Origin of the sequence: Demequina salsinemoris, assembly GCF_000974805.1 — a bacterium.
GTDB classification, from domain to species: Bacteria; Actinomycetota; Actinomycetes; order Actinomycetales; family Demequinaceae; genus Demequina; species Demequina salsinemoris.
The window spans coordinates 212,334-228,798 of sequence record NZ_BBQZ01000001.1 but is presented as its reverse complement, the minus strand read 5'-3'; the positions used below and the strand labels follow the sequence as shown (position 1 = coordinate 228,798).

Genomic DNA, 16,465 nt, shown 5'->3' with positions numbered 1-16,465 from the left:
CCTAGGATCGTGATGTGACCCCCGGACGCGCGCCCCGCCTCGTGACCGCGATGTGCGCCGCGGCGAGCCTGCTCGTGCTCGCGGGGTGCACGCACTCTGACTCGGCCGACGGCGGGACGACGTCCTCGTCGGGGACGACCTCGACGGAGGACCTCGGGACGGTGGACGATGCGGCCTCGGCTCTCACCGAGACCCTCCCCGTCGAGGCGGTCGGGGACGCGCCCGCGACGAACGGCGTCGCGGACGGCGTGCTCGCGCCGACGAACCGCTGGTACTCCTCTCTCGCGTACGCCACGCTGCCCGCGCGCGCGTTCCCGTCGCCCGTCACGGTGGAGGTGGGCAGGCGGTCCATCGGCGTCGCGCTGCCGACCGTGGCCGCGTCCGACGCCCTGATCGCGGCGCAGACCGGGACGGTCCTCACCGTGTCGGTTCCACAGTCGACCTCGCGACCCCAGGTGAGCGTCAACGACCCCGTCTACACGTCGCTCGAGTTCCCCGGCGAGGACGGGCCGCTCGCGACCGCGACGATCGCCGAGGGGTGGCCGGCGATCGGCGTCGTCGCGGACTCGGAGGTGACGCTCAAGCTCTCCGAGGAGCCGACCTGGTCCGGCGCGACAGGGACGGTCGACATCGAAGGCACCACCTACGCCGTGAAGACGTCGAGCGCGACCGTGAGCGAGCGGAAGGTGACGCTCGCAGAGGGCGGCTGGCTCATGGCCTTCCCGATCCCCTCCGACGCTGACGCCTCCTCGTACATCGAGGCGATGGGCTCACCGCTGACCTCCGTGACGACGACCGGCTCCGAGGGCGACACGAGCCTCGAGTACGCGACCCTCAACGGGGGCTCGACCGTGCTCGTGCCCCCCGCGACCGTCGACGCGACCGCGAGCATCGCCGACGACGACGCGGGCGAGTGCGCCGCCGGGTCGTTCCTCACGATCGACGGCCCCACCACCGCCTGCCAGGGCACGACCCTGTCGTGGACGGTGGACACGATCGAGCCCACCCTCACGCTCGACACGGGCAGCCTCGACGCCGTCCAGAAGGAGTCGGTCCTGTCCGCCATCGCGGACGATGCGACGAGCGCGAGCGACTACCCGTCCGACACGTACTTCGGCGCCAAGGAGCTGTACCGCGACGCGCAGCTGCTCGCGCTCGCGAACGATCTCGGGGACGAGGACTCGGCGACGCTCATCGGCGACAGGCTCGCGACCGCGCTGGGCGAGTGGACCGACGCCTCGCGCTGCGAGACCGCGACGTCACGCTGCTTCGTCTACGACCCGAACTGGAGCGGCGTCGTCGGCTACGACACCGCGTACGGGTCGGAGGAGTTCAACGACCACCACTTCCACTACGGGTACCTGATCTACGCCGCGACCATCGCCGTCGAGGAGGGCGTCGTCCAGCTCGCCGACGTGGCCCCCGTGATCGACGCACTCGTGGCGGACATCGCGTCCGAGGGCTCCGACGAGGTTCCGACGACCCGCGTCTTCGATCCGTACGCGGGGCACTCGTGGGCGTCCGGCACCGCGGAGTTCGCCGACGGCAACAACCAGGAGTCGAGCTCCGAGGCCGTCAACGCGTGGACCGCCGTCGCCGCCTGGTCGCAGCTGCGAGGCGACGACGCGGCATACGACCGGGCCGTGTGGATGCTGTCGGCCGAGGCCCACTCCGCGCTGTCGCTGTACCTGCGCCCCGACACCTCGTTCGCGCCCGAGTACCTGCATCAGGTGGTCGGCATCGAGTGGGGCGGCAAGCGCGACTGGGCCACGTGGTTCTCGACCGACCCGGCCGCGATGCTCGGCATCCAGCTGCTGCCGCTGAACCCCACGCAGCTCGCGCTCCTCTCGACCGACGACGACGCGGATCACACCAAGATCCTCGCGTCGATCGCCGAGGCCATGCCGTCGGGCACGGCCCCCCAGTTCACCGACCTCATCACGATGTACGCGGCCCTCGCCGACTCGACCGAGCAGGCGACCGCGTGGGACATCGCTCTCACGCTCCCCGAGAGCGCGATCGACGACGCGATGTCGCGCGCGTACATGCTCACGTTCATCGCCGACGCGGGCTGAGCCGCGGTCCACGCCGCGGTCCGCGCCGCGGTCAGCGCCGCGGTCAGCGCCGCGCCCAGGTCCAGCCGCTTGAGCCCTCCTAGCAGAGACCAGGCATGATCCCGCGCAGACACGTGCTTGGCGGCACTCGGTGTGCTATTTTTCACACTTGCACGACACCAGATGACTCGACCTGCATAGTGTGACCGAGGTCACATCGGCGAGCGCTTCACCGGGAGGATGGCACCCCCGGTCGCGCTCGGCAGCTCGGCTCAGCCGGTGTCGCCCCGAAGGCAGCGCCGCCTCCGCTCTCCCCGAGCGGGTCCCCCCATCCGACGCCCTTCCCCCGGAGTCACCGATGAGCACGATGCAGTCTGCCCACCCTGGGCGCCCTGAGCAGCACCATTTCATGGGCTCGGAGCAGTCCCCTGTCCTCATCACGCTCGTGATGATCGCGACGCTCGGCGTCCTCGCGTACACGGGGTTCCTCCTCAATCCCGCGAACCGCGGAGATCTGGTGCCGTACGTCATGGTCGTGTCCGCCGAGCTCGTGCTCGTGCTGCACGCGCTCATGACGAGCTGGACGATCCTCGCGGGCGGGCAGAACCCCCGCACCTACGCCGTGCACCATGCGCGCAGCGCGCTGTACGCCCACCACCACGGCGACCCCACGCGGTGGCCGATCCTCATGGCCGGACGCCCGGTCACGGTCGACATCCTCATCACGGTGTACGGCGAGCCGCTCGACGTGATCGAGCGCACCGCTCGCGCCGCACAGGCGATGCGAGGGCAGCATCGCACGTGGATCCTGGACGACGGCCGCAGCGACGCGGTCAAGGAGCTCGCCGCCGAGATCGGCGTGCGGTACGTGCGCCGCCTCAGCTCCAACGGCGCGAAGGCGGGCAACGTCAACCACGCCCTGACGCTCGCCAAGGGCGAGTTCTTCGCGATCTTCGACGCGGACTTCGTGCCGCGCCCCGAGTTCATCGAGCAGACCCTGCCGTTCTTCGTGGACCGCAAGGTCGCCTTCGTCCAGACACCGCAGGCGTACGGCAACGAGAACGACAGCGTCATCTCGAAGGGCGCCGCGTACATGCAGACGGTGTTCTACCGCTTCGTGCAGCCGGGCAAGAACAAGTTCAACGCCGCGTTCTGCGTGGGCACGAACGTGATGTTCAGGCGCGAGGCCGTGCTGGACATCGGCGGCATCTACACGGACTCGAAGTCCGAGGACGTGTGGACGTCGCTCATGCTGCACGAACGCGGCTGGCGCACGATCTTCATCCCCGAGGTCCTCGCGATCGGCGACGCCCCGGACTCCGTCGAGGCGTTCTCCAAGCAGCAGCTGCGCTGGGCCACCGGAGGCTTCGAGATCCTCTTCACCCATCCGCTGCTGAGCCGCAAGAAGTCGAACCTCACGCTCGATCAGCGACTGCAGTACCTGACGACCGCATCGTTCTACCTCACCGGCATCGCGCCCCTGCCGCTGCTGCTCGTGCCGCCGCTCGAGATCTTCTTCGACCTGAGGCCCGTGTCGCTGTCAATCACCGTGCTCGAATGGGCGCTGTTCTACGCGGGCTTCTACGTCATGCAGATCATCCTCGCCTGGTACGCGCTCGGCACGTACAAATGGCAGACGCTGACGCTCGCCACCGTCTCGTTCCCCGTGTACACGAAGGCGCTGTTCAACGTGCTGCGGGGCAAGGACGTCGGCTGGCAGGCGACGGGCTCCGTGAAGCAGAGCTCCGCCTTCAACTACATGGTGCCGCAGATGCTGTTCTTCGCGTTCCTGCTCATCGCATCGTTCGTCGCGATCTGGCGCGACATGGGCAACGGCATCCTCACTCTCGCCACCGTCTGGAACCTCGTCAACACGGCGATCCTGGGCGTGTTCATCGTGACCGCGGGCCTCAACCTCAAGCCGCGCGTGCGCGCCGGAGCCACGAGGTCCACACCCGCGGAAGCGCCCGCGCACGTCGACGAGCTCGACCTCGAGATCGCCGCGCTGCTCGAGGAGCACGGCGAGATCGCCCCGGGTGCGATGCCCGTCGGCGTGGGCGCGCGTCTCGCGACGCAGGCGTTCTACGCGCAGAGTCACCAGGACGATGCGGTCCCACCGGCGAGCGTCGTGTTCCAGGATCCCTCCGGGCCGGGTTGGGCAGGGCCGGCGTGGGCGGCGCAGACGGCGACCGCGGCCGCCGCGCGCGCCGCCAGCATGGCCGCCCGCGCGGCGAACGAGACCCGAGCGGCCGCCGCCGACACGGCCCACCCGCCGCTCGTCGCCGTGCCCGACCGGGAGGCGCCGGAGGACCACGCCGGCTCGGTCGGCCTCGCCGACCCCGAGGCCCAGCTCGACTCCGACGCCACACTCGACTCCGACACCGCAACCGCCGCGGTCGATGGCGCAGGCGTGGACGTCGAGGCCGGCGACGCCCCGGCGGCCTCCGATGCGACCCCGCCGCAGGGAGGGCCCGGCCTCGCACCCGCGAGCCACGCCCCGGACGATGCGTCCGCGGGCGCCACCGCCGGCATCGCCCCTGGCACCAGCGATAATGCGACCGCTTCCCACGAGGAGGACGGCACGCCGGCATCGCTCCCGTCCCAGCCGCAGCAGGCCGGCCCGGCCGAGCACGACAGCCCCGCACAGCCGCCCCTCGCCCCGGCGGCCCAGGGCCACGCGCCTTCCGCACCTTCCCCCTCCGCACCGTGGGGACAGGCCTACCAGGCCGGCGACTATCCGCTCCCCGGACACTTCCCGCCCGCCGTTCCGCCGGCGCACGAGCGCGCCGCCTACGGGCAGCCGTCCCCTCAGCAGGGCTACGAGCAGGCCGCGTACGGGCAGGGTGCATACGATCAGGGCGCCTACGGGCAGCCGCCGTACGGTCTGGGCGCCTACGCTCCCGAGGCTGACGGCTACGGCCCCGCGCAGGGCGGGTGGGCCCACCCCGGGTACGCGCCGTACCCCGCCTACGGACCCGGCGGGTACGACCCGCAGGCCGGCTACGAGGCCTACCCCGGATACTCTCCCGAGACCGATCAGCGTCCCGGCGTCCGGCCGTACACCCCCCAGTACGGCGGTCAGCCCGCCGCCAACCCGGCCTATCCGCCGTACGGAGCACCCGCGGGCTACGACCCGTACACCGGACAGCCCTACGGCGCGCAGCCGTACGCGGGAGCGCCCGCACCTGCCTACCCCTATCCCGAGGCAGTGGGCTACGGCCAGGGTTGGGCGCCGTCGCCGCAGTCACCCGCCTGGCCCGGAGCGAGCCAGGGGTGGGACGGATACGGATATCGGCAGGCAGGGCAGCGCCAAGGTCCGCCGCAGGCCTGGACTCAGAACCGGCCCGGGCCCTATCCGCCCGACGATGGTCGCCGTCCGGGGCCGACAGGCGACCGCGGGCCCCGTCGCTGACGCCTCCGGGCGCGCCTGTCCCCACCCCCACCTCCTCCGCATCGTCGCCGGACCCCTCGGCCCCGACCTCCTGAAGGACCTCCCCCATGCTTCTGACCAACCAGGTGCGTTTTGCGCTCGGGCTCGCGGTCGTGCTGCTCATCGGAGCACTCTCGACCGTCGTCTTCAACCAGCGCGAGCATCGCCTCGACTCGGTCACCGGCTCCATCCAGGCGGTGGAGCACCCCGTCGGCACCGACTATGCGGGCATCGTCACCACAACGTACGTCGCGCAGGGCGACGAGGTCAGCGTCGGCGACCCGTTGATGCAGATCTCGTCGACCACCCTCGAGCGCGACGTCGCCGAGGGCCTCGTGGATGTCGAGGACGGCCTGGTGAGCGCCGAGGGCGACCTGACCATCGTCGCGTCCGTCGACGGGATCGTCACGGACATCGCGGTGAACGCCGGAAGCTACGCGTGGCAGGGCTCCCCCGTGGCCACCATCTCGGAGGAGGACACCCTCTACGTCACGTCGGACTTCCAGGTGAACCGCCTCGACTTCGACAGGATCCCCGCCGTCGAGTCCGTCGACATCACCCTTCCCGACGACACGATCATCACCGGCACCCTCGAGGACTTCACCGTGGAGCAGGCCGGCGACTACTCGACCGTCACGGGCATCATCTCCTCGAACGATCTCGACTGGGGCTCCGTCAACGGCCTGGTCGCTCCCGGCACGCCCGTGCTGTCGACCCTCAATCTCGAGGACTCCTCCATCCTCGCGGGCGTCGGGGACATGCTCCAGCAGTTCGTCCACCGCATCGGCCTGTGACGAACGCTCTGCCCCGCCGCCGCCCCATCCGACGACGCCCCGGCACCTCCCCGATCGACGAGCGCCTCGACGCCCTCCTCGCGGGCCGCGACCTCGACGATCTCGGCCCGACGCTGCGCGCCCTCGAGGAGCTCGACTCTCAGCATCCCGGCGTCCCCGAGGTGCTCTACGAGCTCGCGTGCGCGCACGCGTTGAACGGCGACCTGCCCACCGCGCGACTCCGCTACCAGGACGCTTTGGCGGCGGGGCCCGTCGGAGAGCTACTGCGCCGATGCCTGCTGCGCTACTCGTCGGTGCTCCACGCTCTCGGCGAGGCGGATGAGGCCGCGCAGATCATCGCCGAGGTGCGTCGCCGCTTCCCCGGAGCGCCGTCCCAGAAGGTCTTCGACGCGATCTCACTGCACACCTCGGGCGAGGTCGAGGAGGCGTTCTCGACACTGCTCGAGGTCGTGACCGAGGCGTACGGCGCGAATGAGGAGGACCGCTTCCACGCGGGGTTCCTGCGCGCGCTCGCCGTGCGCGGCTGACGCCACCAGCGGCTGGCGTGGCACCGTGCGCCTGGCTCACACTGGCCGGGTGACCGAACCCGCCCCACCACCCTCGTCGTCGCCGGTGACCGCCGCATCGTCCGTGGCTCGCGCATCGTCCCCCGGCCTGGCGTCGTCCTCGCGTTCAGGCGCGCTCGACCGCATGGGACTCGGCCTCGGGCTCGGCGCCTACCTCGTGTGGGGGCTGTTCCCGATCCTCATGCACGCGCTCGAGCCAGCCTCGGCCGTCGAGATCACCGCGCAGCGCGTGCTGTGGTCGGTCGCGGTGTGCCTCGTGCTCGTGACCGCCGTGCGTGGGTGGGGGCGCCTGCGCGCCGCGCTGACCGACCTGCGCACGCTCGGGACGCTCGCGCTCGCCGCCGCACTGATCGTGACGAACTGGCTCACCTACGTCTTCTCGGTCGTGACCGACCGCGTGGCGCACGCGTCGCTCGGGTACTACATCAACCCGCTCGTGCTCGTCGCGCTCGGGGTGCTCGTGCTCGGCGAGCGGCTGCGGCGGCTCCAGATCGTGGCGGTGCTCATCGCGACCGTGGCCGTCGTCGTCATCGGGGTCGAGCTCGGCGGCCTGCCGTGGATCTCGCTCGTGCTCGCGTTCTCGTTCGGGCTGTACGGGCTCATCAAGAAGCGCGTCTCGGTCGATCCGATCACCGGGCTCACGGTCGAGACGCTCGTGCTCGCCCCGTTCGCAGCGGCCGCCGTGTGGTGGATGTCGGCGCACGGCGAGGCGACGTTCGGTGTGCGCGGGTCCTCCGGGCTCGGGCTCTCGCATGATCTGCTGCTCGCCTCGACGGGCGTGTTCACCGTGGGCGCGCTGCTGCTGTTCTCGGGCGCCGCGCAACGGCTCCCCCTGAACGTCGTCGGCCTGCTCCAATACATCGCGCCGACCATCATGTTCATGCTCGCCGTGTGGGTGTTCGGCGAGGAGATGTCGGCCGGGCGCTGGGTCGGGTTCGTGCTCGTGTGGATCGCGCTCGTGGTGCTGACGGTGGACAGCGTGCGAGCCTCGCGCTCATCTCGGCGCGACCCGCGCGAGGTCGAGGTCGAGGCGGGCGAACCGGTGTAGCGCTCGCCCTGCTGCCACCGCAGCGCACCCGCCCGCGCTGACAGTGTGAACCAATCTCGGCCTCGACACCCCAGCGTGTCGCAGTCCACCTCGGCGGGTCACCGGGGTGGCGGAACTCAGATTGGTTCAAAGTGTCGGCCGCAGGCGGGGGCGGGGCGACGGGACGGGGTCGGGACGATGCGCCACGTGCCTTCACGCCGCGCGGCCCGGACGATGCGGCCGTCACCTCAACGGTGCCGCATCGTCCGGGCCGTGTCAGCCGTGCCCCCGCCGGCTGGTTCTCGGGCCGATCGGTCCTGAGCCAGGTCAGTCCTGGATCACCTCGTACCAGGCCCATTCCATGGTGTCGACGCTAGCGCCGTAGCCGGTGAGCAGCACCGGGGTCGCCGCGGCGAGCTCCTCGTCGGTCGCGTCGCCGCATGCGATGCGCTCGGCCGAGTCGAAGACGTGCACCTGCTGCGGCGTGGTGCCCGAGCCGCCCCACACGTTGAACGTGTCGTCGTCCGACGACGGGTCGGAGTAGCCGACGATCACGCCGTCCTGGTCGACGAAGACCTCGAGCAGGTAGTCCAAGTAGCCGGTCGTCGGTTCACCGGTCTCCTGGTCATACCCGTACGCGCCGCCCCACCCCTTGCTCGTGTAGCCGTCGTACTGCTCGTAATCGTCGAACGTCTCGCCGTAGTTGGGGAGCGCGAGCACGGTAGCGCCGTCGCCGTAGTCGATCTGCATGCCCTCCTCCTCGTCGTCGTAGATGCCGCTGCGGCGCTCCTCCCACACCGGCTCGGCCTCCAGCTCCGGGTCGAGAGGCTCCTCGCACGCGAAGACCTCGACCTCGGGACCGTCGAGGTACAGCTGCTCGCGATCGGCCTCGGCAGAGGCGGACGCCTCCGCGTCCTGAGCCGCCATCTCGTCCTGCCACTCCGACGTGTTCTCGCCGCACTTCGCCTCGTAGGTCTGGGAGGCGTCGTAGGTGCTCACCACCTCCGCGGTCTCCCCCTCGGCGGTGGTAACCCGCGTGGTCACGCTCGCAAGGTCGGTCAGGTCCTCCACGTCCTGCGGGATCTCGCCGATCAAGACCCTGGCGACCTCCTCAGACCCATCCGTCCTTGTCACGAGCTGCTCGATGACCGCCCCCTCACCGCCGAGGCTCTCGGAGATGCCGGTCCCGCCGTGGAAGATCACCGTCTCGTGCGCTGCAGTCAGCTGGCCGATGCTCACCTCGTCAGGTGCAGTGGCCGGGACGGTCGTGGTCCACTCGTAGTAGAGGTCCGCGGGGTCCTCCACCCAGGTGAATCCGTTGCTGTCGGTGACGTCGAACACGGCCCGCTCAAGGCCCCAGGCGGCGAACGGACCGTCCTCGTACATCTGCAGCTCATCGAAGGCATTCCCCGTCTCCGGGTCTCGCCACACTCCGTCGTCGTCCTGCTCGAGCTGGCGCAGCTCACCGTCGACGGTCCTGTACATGTAGGTATCCGAGGCGAAGTCCGCATACAGCCGCCCCTGGAACCCGGCGTCGGGAATCGCGTCCACGTTCGGCAACGGGTACGAGTCCAGGTCGCACCACGCATTGACGCCGTCCCCCGCCGGGGCGAGGCCCGAGGTGTCCGGCCCGAGCGCCGCCATCGCGGTCATCCCGACAGCGCCGACGGCCGCTGCCGCGACCAGCCCTGTGGCGCTCGCCCGGACCACCCGGCGACGCCGGATGGATGACACCATGCGCGTCGTCGCTGCCTCGTCACCGCGGGCGCCCAGCGCCGCGGCGTGCGCATCTCCCGCGCCCTTGATCATGTCTCCGAGGTCGCTCATCGCCGCCTCCTTGCCGTCGTCAGCTCCACCACTTCGGACTCAGGGCCCGGGTCGTCGACGCCCAGCTGCGTTGCCAGCCGGGCCGTCGCGTCATGCAGGTACCGCTTGACCGAGCCCTGCGCGAGATGCAGGGCGTCGGCGATCTGCGGAACGGTCAGATCGTCGTAGTAGCGCATGGCCACGCACGCCTGCTCACGGGGGGACAACGTCCTCAGCGCGCGGCGGACGTCGAGCCCGGCGTCCAGGTCGGCCGGCGCATCGTCCCTTTGGAACGAACGCACCGTCGCGCGGCCTCCGGCCGTGCGGTGGCGGGCCCTGTCGATCGCGAGCGTCGGCATCGTCCTGCGGACGTAGGCCTCGGCGTGATCGATGTCGCTGAGCGAGCGCCCGCGTGAGAACACCTTGACGATCGCGTCGTGCACCAGGTCCTCGGCGTCGCCGTCGCGGCCCACGAGCATCGCGGCGTACGCGGTGAGCCGTGGCCCGCGTTCGCGCATCAGTCGCTCGACGAGCGCCTGCCAGTCCCCCATGTTGTCCCCTTCGTGCGGTTCTTACCCTGTCACACGGTGCCGGGGGCGAAAACGTTGGGTCCTCCTTCACGGCCGGACAGTTTGAACCAATCTCGGCGGCGACACCCCAGTGTGTCGACACCCCGGCGAGGCGCGTCGCCGGGGTGTCGGAACTCAGATTGGTTCACACTGACCGGACGGAGCGGTGCGAGGAAGATGCGAAGCACATGGGGCGGGGACGATGCGCCAGTTGCCCGGGTGCGGACGGCCGGGAGCGGGACGTCAGGCCGCGCGGGCGACCAGAGCGTCGGCGAACGCGATCAGCGCGTCCTTGACCTCGCCCTCGGGCAGGCCGTCGATCGCGGCCTTGGCGCGCGAGGCCCACTCGTGCGCGAGCCGCGCGGTCTCGTCGACCACGGGGTGCACGCGCAGGCGCGCGACCACCGAGGCGAGCGCCTCATCGGAGGTGAGATCCCCGTCGATGTCCGCGAGCAGCGCCACGTCGGCGGCGAGGTCCTCAGCGGTGACGCCCTCCACGACCCCCGCGGCGACGCGGCGCCTGAGCAGCAGCGTCGGCATCGTGTCGACGCCCTCGCGCAGGTCGGTGCCGGGAGTCTTCCCGGACACCTCGGTGTCGGAGCGGATGTCGAGCACGTCGTCGGCGAGCTGGAAGGCGACGCCCGCGAGCTCGCCATACTCCGTGACCTGCGTGACGATCGCGGGCGCGCACCCGGCGAACCGAGCCCCGAACCGCGCGGACATCGCGACGAGCGATCCGGTCTTGTCGGCGAGCACCTGGATGTAGTGCTCGACGGGGTCCTCGCCCTCATCGGGGCCGACGGTCTCGTGCAGCTGGCCGAGGCACAGCCGCTCGAACGTCGCGGCCTGGAGCCGCACCGCCTCGGGGCCGAGTCCCGCGACGACGATCGACGCGCGCGCGAAGAGCAGATCGCCCGTGAGGATCGCGACCGAGTTGCCCCACACCTCATGCGCCGACGTCACCCCGCGCCGGGTGGGCGCCGAGTCCATGACGTCGTCGTGATAGAGCGTCGCGAGGTGCGTGAGCTCGCACACCACGGCGGCGTCGAGCACCTCCGGACGCGAGCCGTCGCCGAGCTGAGCCGCGAGCAGCACGAGCATCGGCCGCAGCCGCTTGCCCCCCGCGTCGACGAGGTGGCGCGAGGTCGCGTCCGCGAGGCGGTCGGACTGCGCGACCGCGTCGCGCAGCCGCTCCTCGATGAGCTCGAGCCGTGGCGTCAGAGACTCCTGAAGGGCGGAGGTCTGAAGTGGGACTGGCATGCGTTCGAGCCTACAGGCCGGTCAGGAGCGTCCCGGCGTCCGAGGCGAGCGCGAGGGCGCCCGCCGGGAGCACGCCGAGGAGCAGCGTCGCGGCCGCCGTGATCCACACGACCACCCGCGTGTACGGGTGGTAGTCGACCTCGACAGACTCCTGCTGGTCCTCGGGAACGTCGGTGAGGAACATGAGCACGATGAGCCGCACGTAGAAGAACGCCGCCGCCGCGGAGGCGAGCACCGCGACGAGCACGATCGGCCAGCCGCCCTGGTCCACCGCCGCGGCGAAGACCTGGAACTTCCCGATGAAGCCCGCGGTGAGCGGGATGCCCGCGAAGGACAGCAGGAACAGCCCCATGGCGCCCGCGAGCAGCGGGTCGCGGCGGCCGAGCCCGGCCCACTGGCCGAGGCGCGTGGCCTCGCCGCCCACGGTGCCGTCGGCGGCCTTCTCGCGCACCTGCGTGATGATCGCGAAGGCGCCGATGGTGGCGATGCCGTAGGTCAGCAGGTAGAACGGCACGGCCGACAGCGCCTCGGCGGAGAAGCCCGCGAAGGCCACGAGGATGAAGCCGGCGTGCGCGACGGACGAGTAGGCGAGCATGCGCTTGATGTCGGTCTGGACGAGCGCGACGATCGTGCCGACCGCCATCGTGAGGATGGCGATCGTCCAGATCATCCAGCTGAGCTCCCACTCGAGCGGGTACAGCGCGACATAGACGATGCGCAGCAGGGCGGCAGCGGCGGCCGCCTTGGTCGCGGCGGCCATGAACGCCGTCACCGGGGTCGGGGCGCCCTGGTAGGCGTCCGGCGACCACGTGTGGAACGGCACGGCGCCCAGCTTGAACAGCAGGCCGACGAGCACGAGCACCGCGCCGGGGATGATGAGCGTGAGGTCGCCGGGGCTCGCGAGCACGTAGGCGAGGATGTCGCCGTACCCGGTCGATGCGGTCGCGCCGTAGAGCAGCGCCGCGCCGAAGAGGAACACCGCCGAGGAGAACGCGCCGAGCAGGAAGTACTTCAGGGCGCCTTCCTCGGACAGGAGACGCTTGCGGCGCGCGAGAGCGGCCATGAGGTACAGCGGCAGCGAGAACACCTCGAGCGCGACGAACAGCGCGATGAGGTCGGTTGCCGAGACGAACGCCATCATGCCGCCCACGGCGAAGAGCATGAGCGGGAAGACCTCGGTCACCTCGAGACCGCGGCGGTGCGCCTCGGCCTCCTCGGGAGAGCCGGGGGCGGCGGATCCGAGCGGCGTGAAGGCCGACTCCCCCGCACGCGTGCGCGCCGCGAACAGCAGCGCCGACAGCGCGCCGAAGATGAGGATCATGCTCTGCCAGGCGAGGGCCTGGCGGTCCATGACGAAGTAGCCGGTCTGGCCGATGACGCCGGCGGAGTCGGGCGAGTACGTCGCCCACTGGACGACGGCGACGCCGAGCGCGCCGACGGTCGCGACGAGGGTGAGCGCGAGCTGCACGCTCCGCCGCGTCGCGGGGGTGCGGATGAACGCCTCGACGAGCACGCCGGCCGCGCCGCCGAGCAGCACGACGATCATCGGCGCGAACGCCATGTAGGAGATCTCGGGCGCGGTGAACATCACTCGGAAACCTCCGCGTTGACGGTCGTGAGCACCGCAGCGGTGGGCTCACGCAGGTAGTCGATGGCCAGGCTGGGCACGAAGCCGAGCACCAGCATCAGGGCGATCAGGGGCCACAGGACCAGGCGCTCGCGCAGGCCGAGCTCCCGGGTCTTCCCGAGCTTCTCGTTCGGCGGTCCGGTGAAGACCTTCTGATAGGTCAGCAGGACGTACAGCGCGGCGAGGACGACGCCGAGCGCCGAGATGATCACGGCGATCTTCGCGACGCCGAACGCGCCGACGAGCACCATGATCTCCGACACGAACGGCGACAGGCCGGGCAGGGCGAGCGCGCTCAGGCCGATGATGAGGAACGTGCCGGCGAAGACCGGAACGGTCTTCTGGAGGCCGCCGTACTCGCCCACGTAGGGTGTGCCCTTGCGCTCGATCAGGAAGCCGACGACGAGGAACAGCGCCCCGGTCGAGAGGCCGTGGTTGAACATGTACAGCGCGGCGCCCTCGACGGACGTCTGCTGGAACGCGTAGATGCCGAGCACCATGATGCCGAAGTGGCTCACCGAGGTGAACGACACGAGGCGCAGCATGTCGGTCTGGCCGATCGCCGCGATCGCGCCATAGATCACGGAGATCACCGCGAAGACGATGATGACCGGCGCGGCCCACTTCGACGCCTCGGGGAAAAGGGCGAGCCCGAGCGTGATCATGCCGAAGGTGCCGATCTTGTCGAGCACCGCGACGAGCAGGGCCGTCGTGCCGGGGCGCGCGGTCTCGGCCACGGTCGGCAGCCACGTGTGGACGGGCACCATCGGCGCCTTGATCGCGAAGGCGATGAAGAACGCGAGGAACATGAGCCGCTCGGCGGTGGTGCCGAACGCGTAGCCCGTGAGGTTGTCGATCAGGTACGCCTGCTCGCCTCCGGGGCCCACGAAGTACAGGGCGACGACGCCGACGAGCATGATGAGCCCGCCGACCAGCGAGTACAGCAGGAACTTCACCGCGGCATAGCGGCGCTGCTCTCCCCCGAAGCCTCCGATGAGGAAGTACAGCGGGATGAGCATCGCCTCGAACATCACGTAGAACAGGAAGACGTCACGCGCGGCGAAGATGCCAACCATGAAGGCCTGGAGCACGAGGATGAGCGCGAGGTACCGGGCGGCGGTCGCATCGTCCTTGTCCTTGCGCCACTCCGCGAGGATCACGAGCGGCGTGAGGATGAGCGACAGCGCGATCATCGACAGGCCGAAGCCGTTGACGCCGAGCGCCCAGCTCGTGCCGATCTGCGGGATCCACGAGTAGACCTCGGTGAACTGCTGCGTGGCCGCGTCACCCAGGTCGAACTGGGTGAGCATCACGACGCCGAGCAGCGCCTCCGCGACGGTGAAGCCGAGCGCGATCTCGCGCACGCGGCCCCGCGCGCCCTCGGGGAGCGCGCGCACCACGACGGCGCCCACCACGGGCAGCAGCACCAGGACGGTCAGGAACGGGAACATCTACAGCACCCCCAGGACGACGCCGGCGATGAGCGCGGCGACAGCGATCAGGATCAGTGCGGAGTAGCGGCGCACCTGCCCGGACTGGAACTTGCGCAGGAACTCGCCGAGCTTGAGCAGCCCGACCCCGGTGCCGTTGACGGCGCCGTCGACGACCGCGGCGTCCGCGTACACGAGCGTGCGCGTGAGGTGCGTGCCCGGGCGCTGGAGGACGGCGCGGTTGAAGGAGTCCTGATAGAAGTCGTTGCTCGCGACGAGCACACCGAGCGACGGCGCGGGCGCCTCCTCGGGGACGTCGGCTCGTCCGTACTTGAGCCACGCGACGACGACGCCGACCGCGACGAGCAGGAGCGTGAGCGTCATGATCACGGGCACCGCGAGCACGGGGTCGTGCTCCTCGGCGTGACCGGTCACGGGCTCGAGCCACGTCGTGAAGCGGTCGCCGCTCGCGAGGAACCAGCCCAGCAGCGCGGAGCCGACGGACAGGACGATCATGGGTCCGGTCATGAGCCACGGCGACTCGTGCGGGTGCGCGTCGTCGGTCCAGCGGGCCTTGCCGTGGAACGTCATGAAGAACAGGCGCGACATGTAGAACGCGGTCAGCCCGGCGCCGATGAGCGCGGCGAGGCCGAAGACCCACGGCTGCCATCCCTCGCCGACGAACGCGGCCTCGATGATCTTGTCCTTCGACCAGAAGCCCGAGAACGGCGGGACGCCGAGGATCGCGAGCCAGCCGAGGCCGAACGTGACCCACGTGACGACCATCGCGGTGCGGAGGGCTCCGTAGCGACGCATGTCGACGCTGTCGTTCATCGCGTGCATCACCGAGCCGGCGCCGAGGAACATGCCGGCCTTGAAGAAGCCGTGCGTGACGAGGTGGAAGATCGCGAACGCGTAGCCGATCGGGCCGAGGCCCGCGGCGAGCATCATGTAGCCGATCTGCGACATGGTCGAGGCGGCGAGCGCCTTCTTGATGTCGTCCTTCGCCATACCGATGATCGCGCCCATGATGAGCGTGATCGCGCCGACGGCCGCGACGACGACGCGGGCCGTCTCGGTGAGCGCGAAGATGTCGCCAGAGCGGACGATGAGGTAGACACCGGCGGTGACCATGGTCGCCGCGTGGATGAGCGCCGACACGGGGGTCGGGCCCGCCATCGCGTCACCCAGCCAGGACTGCAGCGGGAACTGCGCCGACTTTCCGGTCGCGGCCACGAGCAGCGCGAGGCCGATCGCGGTGAGCTGCGCGGTGTCGACCGAGCCGACCTCCGCGAAGATCTCGTCGAAGCTCAGCGTGCCGAAGTTGGCGAACAGCAGTCCCATCGCGATGATCAGGCCGATGTCGCCGATGCGGTTGACGATGAACGCCTTGTTCGCGGCGGTCGCGTACTCGGGCTTGTGGTTCCAGAAGCCGATGAGCAGGTACGACGCGAGACCCACGCCCTCCCAGCCGACGAACAGCAGGAGGTACGAGTCCGCGAGGACGAGCAGCAGCATCGACGCGACGAACAGGTTGAGGTACGCGAAGAAGATGCGGCGGCGCGGGTCATGCTCCATGTACGCCACGGAGTAGATGTGGATGAGCGTGCCGACGAACGTCACGAGGAGGACGAACGAGATCGACAGCGGGTCCACGAGCAGCCCGGCGTCGACGGTCAGCTCACCGCCCGAGATCCACGTGAAGAGATGAACGGCGTGCTCGCGGGACTCGGCGTCGAGGCCGAGCATCTGGAGGAAGGCTCCGAATCCGACGACGAAGGCCGTCGCGGACGCGGCCACGCCCATCCAGTGTCCCCATGCGTCCGCGCGCTTGCCCGCGAGGATCAGCACGAAGGCGCTGGCCAGCGGCACGGCGATGAGGAGCCATGTCAGGTCAAGCAT

General features: G+C 70.3%; 11 protein-coding genes. 5 read left to right on the top strand and 6 right to left on the bottom strand.

The window, feature by feature from the left end; genetic code table 11:
- The first annotated feature begins 14 nt into the window (after positions 1–14).
- The 5 genes from AOP78_RS01045 (at position 15) to rarD (ending at position 7,892) form a co-directional block, all read left to right on the top strand.
- A complete protein-coding gene (locus AOP78_RS01045; RefSeq protein WP_062200644.1) occupies positions 15–2,075 on the top strand; it encodes a glycosyl hydrolase in 2,061 nt (686 codons plus the stop codon).
- 337 nt (positions 2,076–2,412) lie between these two features.
- Positions 2,413–5,466, top strand: coding sequence for a glycosyltransferase family 2 protein (locus AOP78_RS15450; protein ID WP_083979653.1), 3,054 nt, complete (start codon positions 2,413–2,415; stop codon positions 5,464–5,466).
- An 86-nt stretch (positions 5,467–5,552) separates the two neighbouring features.
- On the top strand, positions 5,553–6,278 hold the full coding sequence (locus AOP78_RS01035) for an efflux RND transporter periplasmic adaptor subunit (RefSeq protein WP_062200638.1): 726 nt from the start codon (positions 5,553–5,555) through the stop codon (positions 6,276–6,278).
- Positions 6,275–6,805, top strand: a complete 531-nt coding sequence (locus tag AOP78_RS01030) for a tetratricopeptide repeat protein (RefSeq protein WP_062200635.1) — start codon at positions 6,275–6,277, stop codon at positions 6,803–6,805. The genes AOP78_RS01035 and AOP78_RS01030 overlap by 4 nt, the downstream gene beginning before the upstream one ends.
- Before the next feature lie 49 nt (positions 6,806–6,854).
- The gene (gene rarD, locus AOP78_RS01025; protein WP_236685253.1) at positions 6,855–7,892 is read left to right on the top strand and encodes an EamA family transporter RarD; all 1,038 of its coding nucleotides are present in this window, start codon (positions 6,855–6,857) and stop codon (positions 7,890–7,892) included.
- Positions 7,893–8,198: 306 nt separating this feature from the next.
- Here the strand turns inward: rarD and AOP78_RS01020 are convergent, their stop codons facing one another.
- From AOP78_RS01020 to nuoL, 6 genes are all read right to left on the bottom strand, one after another.
- Complete coding sequence (locus tag AOP78_RS01020) at positions 8,199–9,698, bottom strand: hypothetical protein (protein WP_062200633.1); 1,500 nt, start codon at positions 9,696–9,698, stop codon at positions 8,199–8,201.
- On the bottom strand, positions 9,695–10,228 hold the full coding sequence (locus tag AOP78_RS01015) for a sigma-70 family RNA polymerase sigma factor (RefSeq protein WP_062200630.1): 534 nt from the start codon (positions 10,226–10,228) through the stop codon (positions 9,695–9,697). Before AOP78_RS01015 ends, AOP78_RS01020 begins: the two co-directional genes overlap by 4 nt.
- 261 nt (positions 10,229–10,489) lie before the next feature.
- Positions 10,490–11,506, bottom strand: a complete 1,017-nt coding sequence (locus tag AOP78_RS01010; protein ID WP_062200627.1) for a polyprenyl synthetase family protein — start codon at positions 11,504–11,506, stop codon at positions 10,490–10,492.
- 10 nt (positions 11,507–11,516) lie between these two features.
- Entirely contained in the window at positions 11,517–13,094 is a 1,578-nt protein-coding gene (gene nuoN, locus AOP78_RS01005; protein ID WP_062200625.1) for an NADH-quinone oxidoreductase subunit NuoN, read from the bottom strand.
- Positions 13,094–14,584 carry an NADH-quinone oxidoreductase subunit M gene (locus AOP78_RS01000; RefSeq protein WP_062200623.1) on the bottom strand — a complete coding sequence of 497 codons (1,491 nt, stop codon included), beginning with the start codon at positions 14,582–14,584 and terminating at the stop codon, positions 13,094–13,096. The genes nuoN and AOP78_RS01000 overlap by 1 nt, the downstream gene beginning before the upstream one ends.
- Complete coding sequence (gene nuoL, locus AOP78_RS00995) at positions 14,585–16,465, bottom strand: NADH-quinone oxidoreductase subunit L (RefSeq protein ID WP_062200621.1); 1,881 nt, start codon at positions 16,463–16,465, stop codon at positions 14,585–14,587.